This window comes from Candidatus Poriferisodalis sp., assembly GCF_965208925.1.
In the GTDB taxonomy this organism is placed as follows: domain Bacteria; phylum Actinomycetota; class Acidimicrobiia; order Acidimicrobiales; family Poriferisodalaceae; genus Poriferisodalis.
Window position 1 is genome coordinate 2045405 of sequence record NZ_OZ242364.1, and the last position, 21941, is coordinate 2067345.

The 21941-nt window shown below is 67.2% G+C and carries 19 protein-coding genes; 7 read left to right on the forward strand and 12 right to left on the reverse strand.

What is annotated here, in order from left to right:
- Positions 1-2 precede the first annotated feature (2 nt).
- The 7 genes from map to ACOGI5_RS09100 form a co-directional block, all read right to left on the reverse strand.
- A complete protein-coding gene (gene map, locus ACOGI5_RS09070; RefSeq protein WP_419864101.1) occupies positions 3-968 on the reverse strand; it encodes a type I methionyl aminopeptidase in 966 nt (321 codons plus the stop codon).
- 100 nt (positions 969-1068) lie between these two features.
- Entirely contained in the window at positions 1069-2343 is a 1275-nt protein-coding gene (locus ACOGI5_RS09075) for a CaiB/BaiF CoA transferase family protein (protein WP_419864102.1), read from the reverse strand.
- A gap of 37 nt (positions 2344-2380) precedes the next feature.
- Positions 2381-3178: an enoyl-CoA hydratase/isomerase family protein gene (locus ACOGI5_RS09080; RefSeq protein WP_419864103.1), complete on the reverse strand. Its 798-nt coding sequence runs from the start codon at positions 3176-3178 to the stop codon at positions 2381-2383.
- An 11-nt stretch (positions 3179-3189) separates the two neighbouring features.
- Positions 3190-3675, reverse strand: coding sequence for an HIT family protein (locus tag ACOGI5_RS09085; RefSeq protein WP_419864104.1), 486 nt, complete (start codon positions 3673-3675; stop codon positions 3190-3192).
- Positions 3676-3696: 21 nt separating this feature from the next.
- Complete coding sequence (gene coaA, locus ACOGI5_RS09090; RefSeq protein ID WP_419865463.1) at positions 3697-4629, reverse strand: type I pantothenate kinase; 933 nt, start codon at positions 4627-4629, stop codon at positions 3697-3699.
- A gap of 19 nt (positions 4630-4648) precedes the next feature.
- Entirely contained in the window at positions 4649-5917 is a 1269-nt protein-coding gene (locus ACOGI5_RS09095) for an NAD(P)/FAD-dependent oxidoreductase (RefSeq protein WP_419864105.1), read from the reverse strand.
- A 4-nt stretch (positions 5918-5921) separates the two neighbouring features.
- The gene (locus ACOGI5_RS09100) at positions 5922-8084 is read right to left on the reverse strand and encodes a VanW family protein (protein WP_419864106.1); all 2163 of its coding nucleotides are present in this window, start codon (positions 8082-8084) and stop codon (positions 5922-5924) included.
- A 110-nt stretch (positions 8085-8194) separates the two neighbouring features.
- On the opposite strand from ACOGI5_RS09100, the gene ACOGI5_RS09105 reads away from it, so the two are divergent.
- Together ACOGI5_RS09105 and ACOGI5_RS09110 are read left to right on the forward strand one after the other, a co-directional pair.
- Positions 8195-9112, forward strand: a complete 918-nt coding sequence (locus ACOGI5_RS09105) for an SDR family oxidoreductase (protein WP_419864107.1) — start codon at positions 8195-8197, stop codon at positions 9110-9112.
- A gap of 109 nt (positions 9113-9221) precedes the next feature.
- Positions 9222-10103 (forward strand): MaoC/PaaZ C-terminal domain-containing protein, encoded by an 882-nt coding sequence (locus ACOGI5_RS09110; protein WP_419864108.1) that lies wholly within the window; start codon positions 9222-9224, stop codon positions 10101-10103.
- A gap of 31 nt (positions 10104-10134) precedes the next feature.
- Here the strand turns inward: ACOGI5_RS09110 and nucS are convergent, their stop codons facing one another.
- Both nucS and ACOGI5_RS09120 read right to left on the reverse strand, forming a co-directional pair.
- Positions 10135-10794, reverse strand: coding sequence for an endonuclease NucS (nucS, locus tag ACOGI5_RS09115; RefSeq protein WP_419864109.1), 660 nt, complete (start codon positions 10792-10794; stop codon positions 10135-10137).
- Positions 10795-10798: 4 nt separating this feature from the next.
- Positions 10799-11824, reverse strand: a complete 1026-nt coding sequence (locus ACOGI5_RS09120; RefSeq protein WP_419864110.1) for an MBL fold metallo-hydrolase — start codon at positions 11822-11824, stop codon at positions 10799-10801.
- Positions 11825-11960: 136 nt separating this feature from the next.
- Here ACOGI5_RS09120 and ACOGI5_RS09125 point away from each other — a divergent pair, with 136 nt between their 5' ends.
- Positions 11961-13760: a PEP-utilizing enzyme gene (locus ACOGI5_RS09125; RefSeq protein WP_419864111.1), complete on the forward strand. Its 1800-nt coding sequence runs from the start codon at positions 11961-11963 to the stop codon at positions 13758-13760.
- Positions 13761-13793: 33 nt separating this feature from the next.
- Here ACOGI5_RS09125 and ACOGI5_RS09130 read toward each other — a convergent pair whose 3' ends face one another.
- Together ACOGI5_RS09130 and ACOGI5_RS09135 are read right to left on the reverse strand one after the other, a co-directional pair.
- Positions 13794-14615: an enoyl-CoA hydratase-related protein gene (locus ACOGI5_RS09130; RefSeq protein WP_419864112.1), complete on the reverse strand. Its 822-nt coding sequence runs from the start codon at positions 14613-14615 to the stop codon at positions 13794-13796.
- 95 nt (positions 14616-14710) lie between these two features.
- Positions 14711-15478, reverse strand: a complete 768-nt coding sequence (locus tag ACOGI5_RS09135; RefSeq protein WP_419864113.1) for a 3'(2'),5'-bisphosphate nucleotidase CysQ — start codon at positions 15476-15478, stop codon at positions 14711-14713.
- 279 nt (positions 15479-15757) lie between these two features.
- Here ACOGI5_RS09135 and ACOGI5_RS09140 point away from each other — a divergent pair, with 279 nt between their 5' ends.
- The 4 genes from ACOGI5_RS09140 to ACOGI5_RS09155 all read left to right on the forward strand — a co-directional run bounded on the left by ACOGI5_RS09140 (position 15758) and on the right by ACOGI5_RS09155 (position 21460).
- Positions 15758-16867: an amino acid ABC transporter substrate-binding protein gene (locus ACOGI5_RS09140; RefSeq protein ID WP_419864114.1), complete on the forward strand. Its 1110-nt coding sequence runs from the start codon at positions 15758-15760 to the stop codon at positions 16865-16867.
- A 203-nt stretch (positions 16868-17070) separates the two neighbouring features.
- On the forward strand, positions 17071-18615 hold the full coding sequence (locus tag ACOGI5_RS09145; protein WP_419864115.1) for an amino acid ABC transporter permease: 1545 nt from the start codon (positions 17071-17073) through the stop codon (positions 18613-18615).
- 1 nt (position 18616) lies between these two features.
- The gene (locus ACOGI5_RS09150) at positions 18617-20626 is read left to right on the forward strand and encodes an ABC transporter permease subunit (RefSeq protein WP_419864116.1); all 2010 of its coding nucleotides are present in this window, start codon (positions 18617-18619) and stop codon (positions 20624-20626) included.
- A 111-nt stretch (positions 20627-20737) separates the two neighbouring features.
- On the forward strand, positions 20738-21460 hold the full coding sequence (locus ACOGI5_RS09155) for an amino acid ABC transporter ATP-binding protein (protein WP_416246674.1): 723 nt from the start codon (positions 20738-20740) through the stop codon (positions 21458-21460).
- Positions 21461-21498: 38 nt separating this feature from the next.
- Here the strand turns inward: ACOGI5_RS09155 and ACOGI5_RS09160 are convergent, their stop codons facing one another.
- On the reverse strand, positions 21499-21777 hold the full coding sequence (locus ACOGI5_RS09160) for a hypothetical protein (RefSeq protein ID WP_419864117.1): 279 nt from the start codon (positions 21775-21777) through the stop codon (positions 21499-21501).
- Between the last annotated feature and the right edge of the window lie 164 nt (positions 21778-21941).

The following is a 21941-nucleotide window of genomic DNA, read 5'->3' on the forward strand; positions in this document are numbered from 1 at the left end:
GCTCAGCCGGTTCGAACGGCCGCCGTGCTCAGCTGCCGGGGCCAGTTGTGGGCGTGGAGCCGGCTCGCGGTGCTGGCGGACAGGAACGGCTGCGGCTCGTCGTCGGTCACGGTCAGCAATTCGGCGCCGTCGGCGGTGACCAGCACCGTGTGCTCGAACTGCGCGGTGCGGCTGCGGTCGGCGGTCATCGCTGTCCAACCGTCAGGCCACAGCTGGGCGCGTGGTGTGCCCGCCGTGATCATCGGCTCCACAGTGAAGGTCATGCCCTCGACCAGCTCAGTGCGTGCAGAAGGGTCGTAGTAGTGCGGGATGTTGGGCAGCCGGTGAAAGATCTGTCCGATGCCATGGCCGACGAACTCGCGCACGACGCCGTACCCCTCGGCTTCTGCCCGGGCTTGGACGGCGCGGCCGATGTCGCACACCTGGGCTCCCGGCCGCACCGCCGCAATGCCGTGGTACATGGACTCGCGGGTGACCTCGACGAGCCGCTGCGAGGCCTCGTCGACGTCGCCCACCAGGAACGTCTCGGAGTGGTCGCCGTGCACGCCGCCGACGTAAATCGTCACATCGCAGTTCAGGATGTCGCCGTCGCGCAGCTGCCGGTCGTCGGGAATGCCGTGGCAGATGATCTCGTTGGCCGAGGTGCACAGCGATTTCGGGAAGCCGTTGTAGTTGAGCGGGCTCGGGTAGCCACCCTCGGCAATGCATGTCTCGTGGCAGACCTCGTCGAGATGATCGCTGGTGACGCCCGGTGCGATCTCTGCGGCCACGGCCCTCAGCACGCGTCGGGCTGCCGAGCCTGCCGACCGCATGGCGTCGATCGTGGCGCTGTCGGAGGGTTCCACACCGCTCGGTGCCGGCGATGACGTGCCGCTGAGCGCGTAGGGCGGCAACTCGATGTGCCCGGGCACCGCCCGGCGGGGCGAGATCAAGCCAGCGACCACGGGCTCGAAGCCAGAAGGCCTCATGCGCGCTGCTGGCACTCGACGCTTGCGCCTGCCCATTGTGGTCACGCTACCCGTGGGTCAGGGGTGCCCCGTGATCGCGCCGCTCTGCCGGCGGGCGCGATCAGTCGTCGCCGAGCTCGCCGAGCACCTCGTCATTGTGCTCGCCGAGCTCGCCGAGCACCTCGTCATTGTGCTCGCCGAGCTTGGGAGCGCGGCGGTAGATGCCCGGCGGCGTAGCGCTCATGCGGATCGGCGGCGCGATCTGCACGATCGGCCGTCCCACCGGCTGCTCGACCGACACCAGCATGTCGCGGGCTGCGACATGGGGATCGGTGAACAGGTCGCCGGGATGGTTGACCGGGCCGCATGGCACCTTGCCGCCGATGGCCTCGAGCACTTCGGCGTTGGTGTGCGAAGCGGTCCATTCGGTGAGTGCGCTGACGATCATGTCGCGGTGATGGAACCTGGCGCGAAGGGTGCGGGTTTCGTCCGCGGTGGCCCACTCCGGGCGGCCGATGGCCACCGCCAGCTCCCGCCAGTGATTGTCGGTGGGCGCGCCGATGGCAACGGACCCATCGGAGGTCTCAAAGATGTCGAACGGCACGATGTACTGGTTCTTGTTGCCGCTGGGCGGCGTGTCGGGCTGGCCCATCACGCTGTAGCGGGTGACCCCGACTTCGCCCAGGGCCATCACAGCATCGACCATCGACACGTCCACGAACTGGCCCTCGCCCGTGCGCTGTGCATGGAACAGCGCTGCCAGCACGCCCATGGCGCCGATCGTGCCCGGGTACGTGTCGCCGATGTAGGGGCCGACGACGTGACGGTCAGCAGGACCGCTGCCATTGGCCGAGACCATGCCCGACATGGCCTGGGCCACCACGTCGTACGCCGGCCAGTCCACATACGGGCTCTCGCCCGAGCGCGGGTCGCCGAAGCCGCGGATGGCTCCGTACACGAGCTTCGGATTGCGCTCGTGGAGCACCTCCCATCCCACTCCGAGCGCATCCATCACGCCAGCGCGCATGTTCTCGACGAGCGCATCCGCGGTGTCGACGAGCTGCAGGAACTGCTCCCGCTGATCCTCGTCGGTGAGGTCGAGCGCTATGCCTCGCTTGTTGCGGTTGTAGTTGGCGAACCCGGCGCCGAAGTTCCGCTCGGTGTCCTCGCGGGTGAACGGCGCCATCTTGCGGGCGAGCTCGCCCCGCGGTGGTTCCACCTTGATGACATCGGCGCCCAAGTCGGCCAGCATCATCGTCGACCACGGCCCGGCCAGCGCATGGGTGCAGTCGATGATGCGGACACCTTGGAGCGGGCCCGAGTTCTGCGCAGCCATTGGCGCAGCCCGCTCGTGGGCAGTCAGGTGCTCTTCATCCGGCGGGTCCAGCAGTGCCATGTCGTCGCCCTCCTGAGGTTCTGAGGTGATGCCGCGATCAGGCGAAGTTCGGGCGGCGTTTCTCGACGATGGCGGCGTGACCCTCGCGCGCATCATCGCCCGTGAAGCCCAGCATCTCCAGGGCGGCAGAGGTGTCGAAGATGGGCCCTGCCAGCCGCATCCAGTTGTTGAGGCTGTACTTCGTCCAGCGGATAGCGCTCTGGCTGCCCGCCGCCAGCCTGCGGGCGACGGCAAATGCCTCGTCGAGCACGTCATCGTCATCGACCGCCTTGCTCACGATGCCCATGTCGTCGGCCTCTTCGCCCGTGATCGTGTCGCAGGTGAGCAGGTAGTACTTCGACTTGGCCATCCCGCACAGGATCGGCCACACGATCGCCGCATGATCGCCGGCGGCCACGCCGAGCCTGGTGTGCCCGTCCACGATCCGGGCGCTGCGCCCCGCGATGGAGATGTCGGCCATCAGCGCCGCCGCGAGGCCGGCTCCGACGGCAACGCCTTCGATCGCCGAGACGATGATCTTGGAGCAGTTGATCATGTTGTAGACGATGTCTCGCGCTTCGCGCAGTGCCCGCTGGCGCATCTCGAAGTCGTCCATGATCTCCTGGATCATGTCCAAGTCGCCACCGGCGGAGAAGGTGCCGTTGGCGCCTCGGATGACCGCCACCCGGGTGTCGGGATCGTCGTCGACCGCCCGCCAGATGTCGGCCAGCGCCAAGTGCTTCGGCGCATCCACGGCATTCAGCCGACCTGGCGTGTCGATCACGATCTCGAGCACGCCGTCGTCGTCGGGACCGGTGACCTGGAGCGCGGAGAAGGGGGCGTAGCGGTCGTTCATGGCGCCCGAAGCTAGTTGTTCGGGGTAGCAGCCGCCGGGGCCTGCGAGGTGGGCGCGCTGAGCAACCGGTACGCCGATTCGATCTCGCCTGCCGGCGCGAAGATCCGCTCCCACGGGTGCAGCAGCCGGTCCCGCCCGTAGCGGGGGATCACGTGGATGTGGAAGTGAAACTGCGTCTGGTCTGCAGCGGCGCCGTTGTTGTTGAGCAAGTTCACGCCCGCTGGCTGCAGTCGCTCGCGCACCAGGCCCGCCACCCGGCGCGCCGCCTGCATCACGTGTGCAGCGTCGTCATCGGTGAGTTCCCAGATATCGGTGACATGCCGCCGGGGAATGACGAGGCAGTGACCGACGGTCATGGGCAGGCGATCCATGAACGCCACGGCGTGCTCATCCTCGTAGAAGCGCAGTGCCGGGACGTCGCCTGCCGCGATCGCGCAGAACGTGCAGCCCGGCATCCGGTCCGCGGCCGGCCCAGCGTCTGCTGAGGAATTCGTCACCAGTCGAGCATCCGCTGCGGATCAGTGGTACCGGAGCTCGACGTGGTCAACGACGTGATCGTGGCCCTTCGCGAGCACCAGGTCGGCTCGGGCCCGTGTCGGCAGGATGTTCTCCTGCAGGTTGACGAGGTTGATCGAGCGCCAGATCGTGCGCGCGACTGCGTCGGCCGCAGAGGGCGGCAGATCGGCGAACTGGGCGAAATAGGCGGACTGCTCGCGGAATACCGTCTTGCGCAGCTGCTGGAAGCGCTCGACATACCACTCCTCGAGGTCTTCGGCCTCGGCATCGACGTAGATCGTGAAGTCAAAGAAGTCCGACACGAACGGCGTGCTCGACGGCGGTCCGGTCTGCAGCACGTTCAAGCCCTCGACGATGAGGATGTCGGGCTGGTTGATGAGCTGGATCTCGTCGGTCACGTCGTACAGGCTGTGCGAGTACACGGGCGCTGCGACGTCGGGTTCGCCGCTCGAGATCCGCTGGAGGAAATCGCGCAGCTCGCCGCGGCGGTAGGACTCGGGGAAACCCTTGCGCCCGAGGATGCCGCGCGCGGTGAGCTCGGCGTTCGGCAGCAGGAATCCGTCCGTCGTGACCAGATCCACTTCGGGGTGATCCGGCCACGAGGCCAAGACTGCTCGCAGGATGCGTGCCGTGGTGCTCTTGCCGGCCGAGACGCTGCCGCCGATGCCGATCAGGTAGGGCCGCGGCGGCAGCACCCTGCCGAAGAAGCCCTCAGTGGCGGCGCGCAGCTGGCGTTTGGCTGCGACACGCAGGTTCAGCAGCCGCGACAAGGGCAGGTAGATGTCTCGCACCATGTCGAGCGTCACCGGTTCGACGAGGCCCGCGAGCGCCTCCAGCTCGGCTTCTGTCAATGACAGCGGCGTGGCGTCTCGCAGCTTGGCCCACTGCTCGCGGGTGAACCTGCAATGCCGGTCATCGATGCCCGGCTCAAGCATTGCGCCGTCTGTCACCCGCCTAGCTTGGCGAACTCATGGCACCGACCGCAACCGGGTCGTATGCGCCTTGTGCTGTCGCCAGTCCCCGATGCCAGCGCCGCGGCGTCGCGACGGCGGCTCGCGGGTAGTCCTCAAACATCCAGCGGGCGAATTGCCGGCGGGTCCAACCGGACCAGTCGACTGCGCGCAGCGACAGTTCGGCCAGGCGTTCGTGAGTCAGGACGCGGCTGAGGCCGCGCGCCAGCCGGTGGTCGAGCGTGAACTCGGCTCGCGCGTCGCGCACGTAGCGAGCCGTCACGCTGTGGGGGGGACCGCCGCGCGCAATCGCCGCCGCCGCCATCCGCCCCATCTGCAGGGCTTGGCCGATTCCCTCGCCAGTGAGCGGGTCGGCGGCCGCAGCGGCATCGCCGCACAGCAAGGCGCGCCCCCGGGCCAGCTCCAGTTCCCCTAGCCGCGCGGGTATCGGCCACGCTCGCGTCGGGCCGTCGGGTTGGTGAGCGCCGAGCACCGTCGCGATGTGGCCGCGCTGGGTGAGGCTCGCCCAGACTGCAGCGATCTCTTTGCCGTCGAGCGTTCCTGCGCCGCCCGCCGAGTCGTGGCCGCGGTGGGCTCGGGGCACCCCGAATCCGACGTTGACGCGCCCGTCGCCCAAGGGGAACGACCAGGCGTAACCCGGCAGCAGGTCGGGCTCGAACCAGACCCACATGTCGCGGGCAGCGGCGCCGCTCGCACGCAGGTAGCCGCGAAACGCATGCCAATCGCCGCGGTAGCGGTGCGGGCCGATGCCGAGCGCTTTGCGCACAGCCGAATACACGCCGTCGGCAGCCACCACGAAGCGGGCGTGCACGACGCTGTTGTCGCTGAGCCGGACGGACGCCGTGCTCGCCCGCTCACCGAAGTCCTCAAAGCCGTCGAATGCGATGCCGAGCCGGACGTCAGCCTGTGCTGCCGCAGCGAGGTCGACGAGCCCTGCATCCAGCTCGGTGCGCCGGCACACGCTCGCGAACTGCCCGCGACCTTCGGGGAGGGGCAGCCTCATGACGCGTCCGCGCGGCGTGCGCACGCAGGCAGCCTCCACTGGCATCCACGACTTCATCCGCTCCGGCTGCAGGCCGAGCGACTCGAGCTCGCGCAGCGCGAGCGCAGTGAGGCCATCGCCGCAGCACTTGTCACGTCCCGGCGCCGCGCGATCGACGAGCATGACCCCGAGTCCCGCGCGCCGGGCCCACACGGCGGCGGATGCGCCTGCCGGACCGGCACCGACGATCAGGACATCGACGATGGTCACTCGCTCATGATCTTTCCGGCTCGCTGGTTTCGGCAATCCCATCGGCGGCCGTGGACTGCCCGCTGTCTGCGTCGTCAGTGTCGCCTTCTTCGCCGTTGCTGCCTGTCTCGCCGGTGTCGTCAGGCTCGGTCGAGTCGCCTTCGCCGTCGGTTGTGTCGCCTTGGCCGGATTCCGTCTCATCGTCGGCCCTCAACTGGCTCAGATCGACGCCGAGACAGGGATCGTCGGGATAGCGCGGCAGTTCGGAGTCGCGCTCGCCGGGCTGTTCGATGCATTCGAGCGGCGGGCACTCCACGATCGAACCGTCGGCACGCTCGCTGCCGTCTTCGACCAACTCCGGTTCGATTGCGTCGGCATCACTGGTGCCGGAAGCATCCTCGGGCGTCTCGCCGTCGGCCGCCGGCTCGTCGTCTGGCGAGCCCGGGGGTGCGAGCAGCGGATCCACGCACTGCCGCGGCACCGAACGCGAGCCGTCGCAGTCGCGCCCTTCCTCGGGTCGGTAGCGGGCATGGAACGTGTCCACCTCGACGGTGCCGTCGGCGAACACCCGTGTTCGCTCGGTGCGGACCCGCCGGCAGAACTCCTGCATTTCCTCTTCGGGCTCGCCGATGGTCACCTGGACATTGCGCGTGGAATACAGCTCGACGGTGATGGACGTGTCGGTGTACGTCGGCCAGATGAGCAGGCCGTACGGCGTGGGATTGGTGAACTTCAGATCGGGCTTCGGGTAGGAGATCGTGGGATCCAATCCGAACGGGTAACGGCTGAGGTACAGCGAGTGCGTCTGGTACTCGTCGATGGTCATCCCGGCCCGGATCAACGCGTTGAAGATGGTGGTCGCGAACTGCGAGACCCCGCCGCCGATGTCGTCGACCAGCACGCCCTTCTCGATGAAGCCGCCCTCCACGAATCCCTTTTCTTCGGTCCGCCGACCGACATGTCCGTTCAGCGAGAGGCTCTGGCCAGGTTCGACAGTCGCGCCGCGCATCAGTTCTGCGAAGCGGTGGATGTTCTCGACGCGCCCCTGGCAGCACGCGTGCTTCGTGGTGAATGCGCCGACGAGTTCGATGATGCCCAGCCCGTCAAGATGCGCCTGCTCCTCTCGGCTCACCGCCGGACGCGACGGCAGAGCCAGCGGTCCTTCGATGCGCGCCAGCAGCGCCTCTTCGATCAGGGCGCCGACATCATCGGCACAGCAGGCGACGCTGCCATCGCTCGCTACGACCGTCGGCACGCCGCCGACGACGGTCATCGCGCCGGTGGTGAAGGGTGCCGATGCTGCGGCGAACGCTTCCTCGAGGTACGGCCCGACCTGTGCATGATCGAACGCGATCTCCGGCGGTGTGGCCCCGGGGTCGAGCCGGAGCCAGCCGGCGATCGTCTCGACGGTGAGGTCGTGGGTTGCGTCTCCGTACGCAACGAGAAGACTGCGCCCGTAGTTCTGGTGTGCCGTGTTGACAGCCTGCTGCAATTCGGGCGTGTAGGCGATCGGCTCGCTCTGCGTCAGATCTGCGGCGATCTCGATGCGGGTGAACGAGCGTGCGATGCCTTCGAGCACCTGGTCGACGACGGCGTCTGCGTCGACGACCTGGCCGGGTAGGCCGAGGTCGACTGCCAGCGTGTCGTTGACGACGACCACCGATGGGGGAGTCGCCGTCACACCGAGGTCGGCGGCGCCAGCCAGCACAGCTCGGGCCATCGATCGATCGACGCGGTACCGGCGCTCGGTGAACCGGGGGTCAGAAGACCACCCAACCCACGACTCAGCGTCCCCGTCGGATTCTTCGGCGCTGCCCGCTCTCAGTTCCCGGACGGCTTGGAACGTGGCGTCTCGCTCCAGCGCGATACCGAGATCGGCCACCGTGAGCGTCAGCTCACCGGCGTCGGTGCGCACCACGACAGGCGTGGCCGCCAGCTCCGCTGCGAGTGCGGCAATCCGCAAGTGCACGGTGTCGGGGCTCACCTGAGTCGGCGCGCCCGGAGCTGTCGTGGGAATGACGATCGGTGCACTCGTTGTCGCTGGCGCGTCAGGCGTCGTTGGAGCAGTCGGCGGCGGAGCATCATCCGGGTTCCGGAGCGCCAGCACAGCCGTCCCCCCGATGGACGCGACCAGGACGGCGGCCGCCGTGATGATCGACCAGCGAGGGGCCCACGTCGGCCAGTGCACGAGGGTTGATCGTACGGGTCACTTGCGGGCTGCAGGCGGCGCGTCGAGCGTGCGATACTCCGAGCCGTCGCACGCAGGTGGCGGCACACAGGGAAGGGACTTGGAACATCATGAGCAAGCTGTGCGAGGGTCGGGTCGTCATCGTGACCGGAGGTGCCCGAGGCATCGGGCGTGAGCACTGCCTGATGCTCGCCGAACATGGTGCGAAGGTGGTGTGCAACGACTTGGGCGGAGCGCGCGACGGCACCGGCGCCGACACCGGCCCCGCCGACGACGTCGTCAACGAGATCACGGCGATGGGCGGCGAGGCGGTGGCCAACGGCGACGATGTCTCCGACTGGGAAGGCGCCCAGCGTCTCGTGAATCAGGCCATCGGAACCTTTGGCGACCTGCATGGTGTCGTGAACAACGCCGGCATCCTGCGTGACCGGATGCTCGTGAACATGACCGAGGCCGAATGGGATGCGGTGATCAAGGTGCACCTCAAGGGCACGTTTGCACCGGCGCGATGGGCCAGTTCGTACTGGCGAGAGAAGTCGAAAGCCGGTGAGCCGGTCAATGCGTCGATCGTGAACACGACGTCGGTGTCGGGCATCTACGGCAATCCGGGCCAGACCAACTACGGCGCCGCCAAGATGGGCATCGCGGCGTTCACGATCATCGCAGCGCGTGAGTTGGCGCGCTACGGCGTGCGGGTGAACGCAGTAGCGCCGGGCGCGCTCACGCGCATGACCGAGGACCTGGGCATGGGCGAAGCCTCCGAGGAAGACCAGGCCATGATGCACCCCCGCTACATCGCGCCGATTGTCACCTGGCTGTGCTCGGAAGAAGCAGCCGGCGTGTCCGGCCGTGTTTTCGAGGCCTCCGGCCGGATGCTGGCGGTTGCAGAGGGCTGGGAGCGCGGCCCGACCGTCGACGCCGTCGACGACCCGACGAAGATCGGCGATGCAGCCCGTCAGCTCGTGCGCGATGCCCGCCTCAACAGCGGCATGAGCGGCGAGCCGGCCGACGGCGGCGTGGCCGACTGAGCTACGACAGACGCCCAAGCCGCTGACCAGGGTCACGGACGGGCAGACTCCACCCAACCACCCATTCGCTTCACTACCCCGTTCGCTTCGCTCAAGGAGGGCATCAATCATGGGACTCAATCCGGAAGCAGTCGGCGCCACCGGCACTCCGACCAAGCGGTCGTGGACGTTCCGCGACTCGCTGCTGTACGCCGTCGGCATCGGCGCCGGGGCGGAGGATCCGTTCGGTTCCGAACTGGAGTTCACCACCCACAATTCCAAGAACATCGCCCACCAGGCGTTCCCGACCCAAGGCGTCGTCATCGGATTCGGCGCCGGCGGTGCCATGGCGAATGCCGGCGATCTGGACTGGGGCAAGCTGCTGCACGGCAGTCAGGGGATCACCGTGCACCAGCCGATCCCGACCGAAGGAACCGTCGAGATCACCGATCGCATCGCCGGCATGTGGGACAAGGGTGAGGGCCGCAACGCCATCATCGACACCGAGGCCAGCGCGGTCGACCCCGATTCCGGCGACGTCATCTTCGAGCTTCGGAGTTCGGTGGTGATCCGCGGTTCGGGCGGTTTCGGGGGCGAGCCGGGCAGCACCGCTCCGCTGGTCAGCGCGCCCGACCGCGACGCTGACTACGAGATCTCGTACCGGACACGTCCCGATCAGGCCCTCACCTACCGGCTGAGCGGCGACTACAACCCGCTGCACAGCGATCCGTGGTTCGCAACCGAGCTCGCAGGCTTTCCCAAGCCGATCCTGCACGGCCTGTGCACCTATGGCTTCACCGGCCGGGCACTGCTGCACACCCTGTGCGAGGGCGATCCCGCCCGTTTCCGGTCGATGGACTCCCGGTTCTCTGCTCCGGTGTTCCCCGGCGACGAGCTGACCATCCAGGTGTGGGACGACGGCGAAGGCCGAGCGATCTACCGCACGGTCGCTCAGCAGGGCACCGACGAGCAGCGCGTGGTCATCGACAACGGATTGTGCATCTACGCCTAGAAGCCGACGCCTGAGCTGCGGAAGCGGCAGCTCAGAACAGCTTGAGGGCGTCGCTGGAGATGCCGCGTAGCTCGTCGTAATCGAGCACGACACAGCGGATGCCCCGGTCGGCCGCAAGCACACGCGCTTGGGGCTTGATCTCCTGCGCGGCGAAGACGCCGCTCACGGGCGCCAAGCGGGCATCCCGGTTCAGGTACTCGAGATAGCGGCACAGCTGCTCGACCCCGTCGATCTCGCCCCGCCGCTTGATCTCCACGGCCAGCGTCGCGCCGTCGCAGTCCCGGCACAGCAGGTCTACGGGACCGATGTCGGTCGGGTACTCGCGCCGCACCAGCACGGTGCCGCCGGCCAGCGTCTCGGGATGTGCGGCTACCAGCTCCTGCAGGTGTGCCTCGACGCCGTCCCGCTCGAGACCGGGATCGATGCCCATGTCATGGGCGGTGTCGCTGATCACCTCGGCGAGGCGGATCTCGAGACGCTCGCCCTTGTCGTTCGTGACGCGCCACAGATCGGGCTCGCAGACGAGCCGGTTGGGCGCGTTCATCCAGTTCAGCGGCTTGTAGGCACCGCCGTCGGCATGAATGGCCACACAGCCGTCGGCCTTCACCATGATCAGTCTGACGGCCTCGGGCAGGTGCGCGTCGAGCCGTCCCGAGTAGTCGACCGTGCAGCGAGCGATGACCAGCCGCAATGGTCTAGGCGGCTGCGGTCAGCTCGTAGACCGACGTGAGCCTGGGCTCGCCCCCATCGCCATCGCGCCCATCTGCATCGAGCACCCGGGCGCGGCCGCTCTCCACGAGGTGGAGCATGTGCGCGTAGACCGAGCTTGCCGCGGGATACCACAGCCGCTTGTCGTAGGCCTCGTACATCTTCGGCACGAAATCCGCGATGCGGCACGGTCCCGGTCGGAGGTGCTCGATGATCTGCTGCTCTCGGTCGCTGCGGTGCGCGATGAACGAGCGCACGTATGCCGTGGGTTCGGGAATCGGGGGCCCGTGGGTCGGCCAGTAGCGCTCGTGGTCAAATTCGAGCAGCTTCGCCAGCGAGTCGAGGTAGTCCTGCATCGAGCCGTCTGGAGGCCCCACGACGCTTGTAGCCCAGCCCATGACGTGGTCGCCTGAGAAGAGCGAGTTCTCCTCGAGCAGCTCGTAGCACAGGTGGTTCGAGCAGTGACCCGGCGTGTGCACCGCGCGTAGCGTCCAGCCGTCACCGGCGACGATGTCGCCATCGACCAGCGCGACATCGGGGACGAACTCGGTGTCGGCGCCTTCCCGCTTCAGCTCCTCGGGCAGCTCGTCGAACTCGGCTTGGTACTTCTCCTGTTCCTCGGCGCTGATGTAGTCGGAGAAGTCCACCCGATCATCAGGATCGAGCTTCCACACGCTGGCGTGCGGGCCGTAGCCGTAGCTGAGGGCGCCGGTGGCTGCGACCAGATCTCCGGTGAGGGGCGAGTGATCGCTGTGGGTGTGCGTCACCAGCGCGGCGCTGACCGTCTCGCCAGGCTCGAGTGCCGCCAGGACATCGTCGAGATGGCTCGCAAGCGGCGGACCGGCGTCGATCACCGCTACCTCGCCGCGCCCGACGATGTAGGTGCCGGTGCCGCGATAGGTGAACGGCGTCGGGTTCTTGCAGATGACGCGACGGATCATCGGCGACACTTGGTCGCAGGCGCCATAGTCGAACTCGCCGAGATCTCGGTAGTGCTCGATGGTCACCGGCATCGGCTGCTCCATGTCGGGTCGGAACGCGTGCGTGACGGTCTAGCATCACATCACGGCCTGGCCGGGCAGCCGCCATGAGGGGGAGGCGGCTGCCCGGCCCGCTGTGCTTTCACGTTCAGCACCGTCGGGAGGCAACATGGCGGATCTGACAGACCGGAGCGGCGGCTATTTCGTCGGCACGAAACCTTCGGAGCGTTATCCCATCTGGACCCGCGCCAACGTGGGCGAGGTGTTCCCCGATCCGGTGCGGATGAGCACCTTCGACTTCGCGTTCCAGAACGACGACGGCATTCGCATGTCCGAGCTGGGGTTCCGCGATGCGTACGTGGACATGGGCGCGTTCGACTACGACGAGTTCGATCCCGACAACTGCGTGTTCCTGGGCGTCTTCGGCGGCTACACCTATCTCAACGCCGCGATCGGGCGTGTCTTCGGCGCCCGCGCCCCTGGCATCGATGTCGACACCGTTGATCGGACCTTCTTCGGCGAGCAGCCGGGCATCCCGCCCTACGAACCGCATCCCGACGATGCCAGCCCCGAGGCCGAGCAGCGCATCGGCGAGACCTTCCTGATGCTGTTCGCGGCGCCGGCGTTGCCGGAAGTGCTCGAAGACGAGCAGAACATCGCCGAGCTGCGCGCGCAGCGCCCCGACTTCGCCCAGATGGGCGATCACGAGATCATCGATTGGATGAGCAACTTCCTCGAGTCGGGCTACATCGACGGCACCGGCTTCCGGCTGCTGTTCGCGCGGCATCTGAAGGTGTCCTTCCTGGCGGCGGTGCCGCTGGGCGCGATCGAGCAGGTGTGCGCGGCGCTGGGGCGGCCTGAGGACACGCTCAAGCTGGTGGCCGGCTTCGGGGACGTGGCCTCCGCTGCGCCCTCGGATGCGATGTGGCAACTCGGACGGCAGGTCGCCGAATCCAGCGCGCTGGGGGCGTTGTTCGACGCTGGACCGTCGGGATTGGCTGATCGCCTCGCTGCGGCAGGCGCTGAGGACCCGTCAGGCGACGTCGCGGCGTTCAACGAGGCCTTCGACTCGTTCGCGTATGAGTTCGGCTCGCGGGGTCCGAACGAGTGGGAGATGAGCTGCCCTACCTGGGAGACCGACCCCGACATCGCGCTGGCGGCCATCGACCGCATGCGCCTGGCTCCCGCCGATGCCGAGCCGGCACGGCGGCGCGCAGAACTGGCCGCCCAGCGAGAGGCCCTGGCGGCAGAGATCTCTGCATTGCTCGAGGCCGACCCCGACACCCAGATGCAGTTCAACCTGGCCCTCGGCGCGGCAGCCGTGTACCTGCCCGGACGCGAGCGCACCAAGACCAACTGCGTGCGCTACGTGAACGAGTGCCGCATCGCCTCACGGGTGCTGGGCGAGCGGCTCGTCGAGCGTGGGCAGTTCAGCGGCGCGACCGAGTTCGGCATGCTGCGGCTGTCGGAGATCCACGAGATGCTCGATGACCCGACCGGCTGGGCTGAGGTCATTGCGGAGCGTCAGGCCCGGTGGGACGACGCTGCATCGCGCCAGGAGCCGTTCGTCATCGTCGGTGACCCGCCGCCGCTGTCAGAGTGGCCTCGTCGGGGCGCGTCCGAACTGGCGCAGCTCTCAGCGGGCGAGACGCTCGCTGGCTTGCCGGGCTGCCCTGGCATCGCCCGCGGGCGGGCGCGAGTGGTGCTCGACAGCAGCGACCCGACCGCGCTGTCCCCCGGGGATGTGCTCGTAGCGCCGCTCACCGATCCGTCGTGGACGCCGCTGTTCGTGAGCGCGAGCGCGGTCGTGGTGGACGTGGGCGCTGCGCTCAGCCATTCGGTGATCGTGAGCCGCGAGCTCGGACTGCCTTGTGTCATCTCGGCAACGGGGGCGACCGGACGCATCCCGGATGGCGCCCTCATCGAGGTGAATGGCGACACCGGCGTGATCACCGTGCTGGAGCTGTGACGCTCGGCGTCACAGTGTCGTAGCAGCAGTCGCTCAGCGTTCAGGCCAGTCGGGAAGCCGCCGCTCGGTCAGTGCCCGGACGCCTTCGAGGTAGTCCGGGCTGGGGATCATCTCGTTGAGCAGCCGATCCGATTCGGAGACGGCGGTGCCCACGTCCCGGTGCTGGTCCAGATAGATCTGCCGTTTCGTCGTGGTGAGCGAGCTGGGCGCAACCCGGGCGACCATGTCGTACGCGTACTCGTACACGTGATCCATGAGCTCTGACGCCTCGACGATCTCGTTGAACAGGCCCCAGCCCTCGGTCTCGGCAGCCAGGAACTTGCGGCTCGACAGCAGCAGGTCGTTGGACCGCGTGATGCCTACGAGACGGGGGAGCACCCAAGAGAGTCCGAACTCCGCGGGCAGTCCCAGCGGCCCGTGGGCGGCGGTGAGCCTGGCATCGGGTGCAGCGAACCGCAGGTCGCAATAGCAGGCCAGCACCAGCCCGGCGCCTGCCGCGGCGCCGTTCACCGCCGCGATCGTCACGGTTTCCAGCGCCATCATGAACGCGAAGTTCTGGTCGAACTCGGGTGCTACTCCATAGCCCGGCATCGCCAGATCGGCGGAAGTGCCGGGGTCATAGCCGCCCTTGTCGCCATGGCCCTCCAGGGCCTGAGTGTCGGCGCCCACACAGAAGTCGCTTCCCTCGCCGGTGATCACCACCACCCGGACCCCCGCGTCCTGCTCGGCTTGCTCCAGCACCCAGCGCAGCTCTGTGTGCATCCGACCGGTCCAAGCGTTGCGGCGATGCGGGCGTGACAGCGTCAGCGTCGCGACCGGACCCTCGACCGAGTACTTCGTTGCCTTCAGCTCCATGTGTCCCTCTCGGCGATTCTCAGGCTTCGCCTTCGATTCTGTGTCCGATGGGTCATCTCAGGCTTCGCCTTCGATTCTGTGTCCGATGGGTCATCTCAGGCTTCGCCTTCGATGACCTGTCGCAGCGCCTCGAGTGCGTCCTCGGCGAGTTCGGGGCGGCAGATCAACAGGTCTGGCAGCCACGGGTCGGCGAAGTTGTATTCGAGTTCCGACCCGTCGCAGCGGCTGGCGTGCAGGCCGGCCGCTCGCGCCACCGCCACCGGCGCGCAGTTGTCCCACTCGAATTGTCCTCCCGAGTGGGCGTAGATGTCAGCCATGCCGAGCACCACGGCCATGGCCTTGGCACCTGCGGAGCCGAGCGTCATCAGCTCAGCATCGAGGGCTTGGGCGATGATGACCGCTGCAGCCGGCGGGCGCGACCTGCTGACGACGAGGCGGGGCTGCCCGTTGTGAGGTGCCGGCAGCAGCGGCTCGGGATCGGTGCACAGTGTCTGCCCGACTGCCGGCAGCGCCACGGCACCGGCGGTGGGCACGCCGTTCTCGACCAGAGCCACATGCACTGCCCAGTCCGAGCGGCCGGGTTCGGAATACTCGCGCGTTCCATCCAGCGGGTCCACAATCCAGACTCGGTCCGCAGACAGGCGAGCGAGATCGTCGCGCCCTTCCTCAGAGAGGATGGCGTCATCGGGTCGCGCTTCGGCCAGTCGATTCACGATGTGCTGGTGGGCCTCGGAGTCGCCCGTGTCACGGACCTCCCAGGTGCCGGCCCCTGAGCTGAAGAGTCGATCGCGGACTTCCACCAGCAGGGCCCCGGTCTCGGTGGCCACGCTTGCGGCAAGAGCGTGGTCGTCGGGTTGGGCCATCGGCCAAGTGTGCCCTCTGGACGCGCTGTCAACACGCCGGCAGCAACTCCGATGTGGGTCACGGCGACATGCCTTCAATGGATCTCCGTCATTCCTCCCAGGAACGTGTCGGGGCCGCAAATCAGTACGGGTAGCCTCGCGGTCCATCAGGTGCGGCGGAGTGCAACACCGCGCGTCGCGCGCCTGCGTCATGGACTACCGATGGAGGGAATGTTCTCTATGAATAGACGATTCGCGCCGATTTCTCGGCGGTCTGCGTTGCGACTCGGCGGCGTGCTGATGGCAATCGCGTTGGTGGCCGCGGCATGCGGCTCTGACGATGGCGACGATCAGGACGTCGACGGCGACGAGCCGGCGGCGACAACCGAAGCAGAGGCAGCGGTCGAAGAACCGGAAACCGAAGTCGAGATGGCGCAGGACACCGGCGACCTGCTCGCGGTTGTCCAAGATCGCGGCACCCTCAACTGCGGCGTCAGCGGTTCGGCAGTGGCCTTCTCGGAGACGCAGCCTGATGGCAGCACGACCGGCTTCGATGCCGATTACTGCCGTGCAGTAGCCGCAGCGATCCTGGGCGATGCCGATGCGGTCAACTTCGTTCCGCTGACGGCGGCCGAGCGCTTCACAGCGCTGGAGGCCGGTGACATCGACCTGCTCGTGCGCAACACCACCTGGACCCAGAGCCGCGACACCGACCTGGTGCTCGACTTCGGGCCGACCACCTACTACGACGGCCAGCAGATCATGGCCCGCGCTGACGACGGCTTCTCAGGCACGTCAACCGTGTCGGATCTCGATGGCGCGACGGTGTGCACCAACGCCGGCACGACCACCGAGAAGAACATCGCCGATGCTGCCGATGCAGCCGGCATCGAGATCACGCTGTCCACCTTCGAGGACTTCGACATCGTCACCGAGAACTTCATCTCCGGTGCGTGCGATGCGGTGACCACCGACGGCTCTGCGCTCGTCGGCCGCAAGGTGAAGCAGGAAGGCGATCAGAACTGGGTGATCTTCCCGCCGACGCCGATCTCGAAGGAGCCGCTGGGGCCGGTCTACCCGCAGAACCAGTCGACCTTCGGCGACGTCGTGAACTGGACCGTGTACGCCACGATCATCGCTGATGAGAAGGGCATCACCTCGGCCAACATCGACTCGATGATGGGCAGCGGCGACCTCGATGCCGAGGCAGTCCGCATGCTCGGCGGCGAGGGCGAGCTGCAGACCAAGATGGGCCTGTCGGCTGACGCGTTCTACAACGTGATCAGCCAGGTCGGGAACTACGACGAGATCTATACCCGCAACCTCGGCCCCGTCGGCCTGAGCCGTGACGGCTCGGCGAACGCGCGCTGGACTGCGGGCGGCCTCATCTACGCACCGCCTGCTCGCTGATCGCGTGCTTGCCGGCTGGGCGCCGCCCGGTCCGGCAGGCGAGTGATCACAGCAACTGCGACGGCCCCCGGCCCGACTGGGTCGGGGGCCGCTGCGCGTCTTGGCGCAGAAAACCAAGCACTCCACGTATGGATGCATTGGCGACTGCATAATTCGATGCAATAGCCCCATGCATACGACCTCGTCGCGTAGGGTGACCTGCGGTGAGCGACCCCCGAGCACCGGACCGTGACGCCTCGCTGAGCACGCTGGGAACCCGTCCGCCGTTCTACCGGGACGCGACGGTCGTGCGCTGGATCGCGCAGGTCGGCACGCTCGTTCTCGTTCTGGCGGCATTGTGGTTCCTCGCCACCGAGGCGGGGGACAGCCTGCGAGCCCGCGGGGCGAACATCGACTTCGATTTCATCTCCGACCACATCGGCATCAAGGTCGGTTGGGGGATCGACACCAATCCCGACTCGGGCGGCCGGGCGCTCTGGGTCGGCATGGTGAACACCATCCGGATGGCAGCCGCGGGCATCGCGCTTGCCTCGGTCATCGGCGTCCTGGTGGGCCTGGCGCGGCTGTCCTCCAACTGGCCGCTCCGACGCCTCGCCGGTGTGTACGTGGAAGCGCTGCGGAACATCCCGCTGCTGGTGCAGATCCTGGTGTACGCCGCAGTGCTGGCGTCGCTGCCGAATGTCTCGTTCGACATGGGGCCGATCTCGGGTTGGATTCACCTGTCCAACAAGGGCCTGTCGATCCCGCGCGTCTTCGTCGCCGACGGCTTCTACCAATGGGCCGTCGTCATGCTGATCGGCGGCGTCATCGCGCGCGTCGTTTTCCAGCGGCTGGCGGCGAGACGCGAGCAGACGGGAATGCAGACCAACGCCGGCGCGTGGGCAACCGGCATCGTCGCAGCCTTCGCCATCGTGGGGTGGTGGGTGCACCCCATCTTCGGCTGGTTGGGGAGCGTCTTCGGCGGCCTGTCGGACGCCGTGGGCTCGATCCCGCAGGGCGCGGTGCAGCTCGTCGCTGCGCTGGCGGCCGCAGCGGTGGCGGTGTGGTGGATACGCCGCTTCCTCGCTCAGCACCGCACTCCAGCGGGTCTCACTCGTCTCACCGACGACGATTGGTTCCGCATGATCTTCGCTGTCGTGGCAGCGGTGATCGTCGTGCTCTTTGTGGCCGTGCTGTGGCCCGGATTGTCGAGTTGGGTCGTCAACTCATCGAGCGACGGCCTCGGCGTGCTCGCAGACAAGTTCGGAAACGGCCGTACTGGTCCGCCTATCGACGCGATGCGGCCCGACATCGTGCAGCCGGGCAATTTCCCCAACTACGGACCCGCCGGATTGAACCTGCCCATCGGTTTTGCGGCGGTCTACTTCGGCGTGGTGTTCTACACGGCTGCGTTCATCGCCGAGATCGTGCGCGGCGGCATTCTGGCAGTGCCGAAGGGCCAGAGCGAGGCGGCTCAGGCGGTGGGCCTGCGGCGTTCGACGGCGCTGCGGCGGGTGATCCTGCCCCAGGCACTGCGGGTGATCCTGCCTCCGGTAGGCAACCAGTACCTGAACCTCACCAAGAACACCTCGCTGGCGATCGCGGTGGGCTACAGCGATCTCGTGCAGATCGGCCAGACCGTCTACAACCAGACCGGCAAGACGCTGCAGGTCATGGCGGTGTGGATGCTGTTCTACCTCGCGTGCTCGCTGACCATCTCGGCAGTCGTCAACTTCTTCAATATCCGGCTGCGGATCGTGGAGCGCTGACGTGACCGATCCGATGGTGCCCGCTGCGTCGACCGCTCTCGGTGCCGAGCCGGTCGGCCCGACGGCGAGCCCGCCTGACCGGCCGAGCCTGCCGCCCGGCCGCTGGATCCGCGAGAACCTCTTTCCCAACGTTCGCAACTCGATTCTCACGATCTTCGCGATCCTCGTCGCCCTGTTCGCGTACCGCGGCTTGCTGAACTTCGTGTTCAGCGAGGAGCGCTCGTGGATTGCGGTGCGCACCAATCTGCGGCTCCTGTTCACTCAGGCCTATCCCGAGCACCAGTACATCCGGGTGTGGGTGACCGTCGGGATCGTCATGGTGCTCGCGGGGCTGAGCGCCGGCATCTGGGCCCGCTGGGGCGGCGTGACGCTGAAGCGCTTGATGGGCTGGCTGGTGTCGGGGGGCGCCCTGATCGCCGTCGGCGTGCTGATACGGGAGCCGAGCGTGCTCACCGACGCAGCAGGCGAATCGGTGCGCGACGACGCCGGCGAGCTGGTGCGCGAGTCCTTCGCTGCCGCGATGGCCGACCGCTGGGTGTGGTGGGCCATCGCGATCGTGCTGTTCGGTCTCGGACTGGTGCTGTGGTCGCTCTTCGATGATCTGAGCCGGCGCACTATCGAGATCGGGGTGGCTTGGCTGGTCTTCGGTGTGCCAGCGCTGCTGGTGGCGTCCACCTGGGTGATCCGCTACGGGCACTACGGATTTGTCGACGGCGAGTTCATCGCTGAACCCGCGCAGCTCGTGGCGATGAGCACGAGGGTGCCGTGGACGGTCATGTGGCTGCTGTTGATCGGCTGCTACGGGATCGGTCGGCTTGCACGCGATCGCGCCATCGCCTCGGCGCAAGCGGCTCCTGACGCGGGTGGCGACATCGAGGGAGCACCTGACGAGGGAGCACAGGAACTGCCCCGGGACGCCCTGACGAAAACCCGAGCGATCGTCAATCTGGCATGGGTGCTGAGCCCGTTCTTCCTCTACTGGGTCGTCATGCGCGATCCCGAGATCGACTATGCCCATGTGTTCTCGACCATGCTGCCGATGGGGCTGGCCTTCGGAGCGGCGGGCGGGGCGGTGCTGTGGTGGCTGACACGCAGCGACGCCGGCGAGGTCGGGCGCTTGGCGGCAATCGGCTTGCTGCTGCTGGCGGCATTCCACTGGGTCGCGGCGTACTTCGGCTGGTACTCGATGCTGCAGGTTGCACGCATCGCCTTCCTGCTCCTGGCCATCGCCGGGCTGTTCGCTCCCAACTTCGCCGGCGTTGCCGCCCAGCGTCGGAGACTGGTGGGGGCGTGGCTGTTCGCGGTGCTGGTCGTCTTCTACGGCGCAACGGTCATCAATTCGCCGTCCACTGTCGAGACGCCGACCGACATGTTCATCGGCGGGTTCAGCGTCACGCTGCTCGTCTCGGTGCTGACGATCATGCTGTCGTTCCCGATCGGGGTGCTGCTGGCGCTGGCCCGCACCTCCCGCCAGCCGATCTTCCGGGTGCTCTCGACGATCTACATCGAGGTGATCCGCGGCGTCCCGCTCATCACGCTGCTGCTGTTCTTCTCCGGCGTGCTGCCGCTGTTCCTGCCCGACGGCATGGAGCTAGCGGAGCTGGCCGCGGCGATCCTCGGGTACACGCTGTTCTCGGCTGCCTACCTCGCTGAGAACGTACGCGGGGGGCTGCAGTCGATCCGCCGCGGGCAGTACGAGGCGGCTGACGCCGTCGGACTCACCACTACGCAGCGCACTGGCTTCATCGTGCTGCCCCAGTCCTTGCGGGTGTCCATCCCGCCGCTGGTGGGCCAGGTCATCGCCACGTTCAAGGAGACCTCGCTGCTCGCCATCATCGGGCTGTTCGACTTCCTGCGCATGGCCAACTCGGTGATACCGAACCAGTCGCAGTTCTTGGGGGTCCGGCGCGAGGGGTTGCTGTTTGTCTCGGTCGTCTATTGGGTAGTGGCCTTCGCGATGTCGAAGTACAGCCAGCGGCTCGAGCGACGTGTGGGATTGGGCCAGCGATGAGCGGGAACTAGCGATGTCGGCTCAGACAAGGGGGAACTGATCATGAGCATGCAACCGGCCCACGGTGACGCCACCATCGCGGTGTCCGACGAGCTCGCCGCACGCGACGACATGATCGTGTGCCGCGACGTCGACAAGTGGTTCGGCGATTTCCAGGCGCTGAGCGGCATCACCGCAACGATCAAGGAGCAGGAGATCGTTGTCGTGCTGGGGCCGTCTGGATCGGGCAAAAGCACCTGGATCAGGTGCATCAACCGGCTGGAGGCTCACCAGAGCGGTCAGATCATCGTGGATGGCATCGAGCTGACCAACGATCTGCGCAACATCGAGAAGATTCGCTCCGAGGTGGGAATGGTCTTCCAGCAGTTCAACCTGTTCCCGCACCTGACAGTGATGGACAACATCACGCTGGCTCCGATCTGGGTGCGCCGCAAGTCGCGGCCTGAGGCCGAGGAACTGGCCGAGTCGCTGCTGGAGCGCGTCGGCATTCCCGAGCAGGCGCAGAAGTTCCCCGGCCAGCTCTCAGGCGGCCAGCAGCAGCGCGTCGCGATCGCGCGCGCACTGGCGATGGAACCGCGCGTGATGCTGTTCGACGAACCCACCTCGGCGCTCGACCCCGAGATGATCAAAGAAGTGCTGGACGTGATGGAGGAGCTGGCGCGTTCGGGCATGACCATGATGGTCGTGACGCACGAGATGGGCTTCGCACGTGAGGTGGCCGATCGGATCATCTTCATGGAGGAAGGCGAGATCGTGGAGGTCGGCACGCCTCACCACTTCTTCACCGAGCCCGCAGAAGAGCGCACCAAGCTGTTCTTGAGCCAAGTGCTCTAGCTGCCGCCTGCACAGCTGCGGCATCAGCGCCAATCGGCTCAGCCCTTGGGTTCGCCGTAGGGGGAGTCAGCTTCCTCGTAGCACTCCGGGTGGTAGTGCTCCACGCGATCCCAACGGTTCTTCACGTACACGTTGCAGATGATCTGCTCCGCACGGATGCGTGCCCGGAACTTGATGAGCTCATCGCAGACGGCACAGTAGGCCGAATTGCCAGCGTCCACCGTGCGCGACACAGCCCTGCTCTTCCATCGCTTGCGTTTCGGTGCAGTGGTCTCCGTTGCGGTCTGCGATGACGACGCCGAGGTGTCCGTAGCCATGGCGGGACCCTAGCGAACGCTCGCGCGCTTACGGTGGATGTTCGCGCGACATGCGCGATTTCTTCCGCGTTACGCGCGAATTAGTCGACGATAATCGCGCGATGCGCGCGCTGTGGTGACGACCGGCCGCCTCGTGGATAGCGTGCCGGTCCGTGTCTGAGGGC

Coding starts and splice junctions, on each gene's coding strand:
- ACOGI5_RS09155 (WP_416246674.1), top strand. CDS start 20,738: ATGATCGTGTGCCGCGACGTCGACAAGTGGTTCGGCGATTTCCAGGCG.
- ACOGI5_RS09160 (WP_419864117.1), bottom strand. CDS start 21,777: ATGGCTACGGACACCTCGGCGTCGTCATCGCAGACCGCAACGGAGACC.
- ACOGI5_RS09130 (WP_419864112.1), bottom strand. CDS start 14,615: ATGGAGCTGAAGGCAACGAAGTACTCGGTCGAGGGTCCGGTCGCGACG.
- ACOGI5_RS09105 (WP_419864107.1), top strand. CDS start 8,195: ATGAGCAAGCTGTGCGAGGGTCGGGTCGTCATCGTGACCGGAGGTGCC.
- ACOGI5_RS09120 (WP_419864110.1), bottom strand. CDS start 11,824: ATGCCGGTGACCATCGAGCACTACCGAGATCTCGGCGAGTTCGACTAT.
- ACOGI5_RS09140 (WP_419864114.1), top strand. CDS start 15,758: ATGGCAATCGCGTTGGTGGCCGCGGCATGCGGCTCTGACGATGGCGAC.
- ACOGI5_RS09075 (WP_419864102.1), bottom strand. CDS start 2,343: ATGGCACTGCTGGACCCGCCGGATGAAGAGCACCTGACTGCCCACGAG.
- ACOGI5_RS09110 (WP_419864108.1), top strand. CDS start 9,222: ATGGGACTCAATCCGGAAGCAGTCGGCGCCACCGGCACTCCGACCAAG.
- ACOGI5_RS09125 (WP_419864111.1), top strand. CDS start 11,961: ATGGCGGATCTGACAGACCGGAGCGGCGGCTATTTCGTCGGCACGAAA.
- ACOGI5_RS09080 (WP_419864103.1), bottom strand. CDS start 3,178: ATGAACGACCGCTACGCCCCCTTCTCCGCGCTCCAGGTCACCGGTCCC.
- ACOGI5_RS09135 (WP_419864113.1), bottom strand. CDS start 15,478: ATGGCCCAACCCGACGACCACGCTCTTGCCGCAAGCGTGGCCACCGAG.
- coaA (WP_419865463.1), bottom strand. CDS start 4,629: ATGCTTGAGCCGGGCATCGATGACCGGCATTGCAGGTTCACCCGCGAG.
- map (WP_419864101.1), bottom strand. CDS start 968: ATGAGGCCTTCTGGCTTCGAGCCCGTGGTCGCTGGCTTGATCTCGCCC.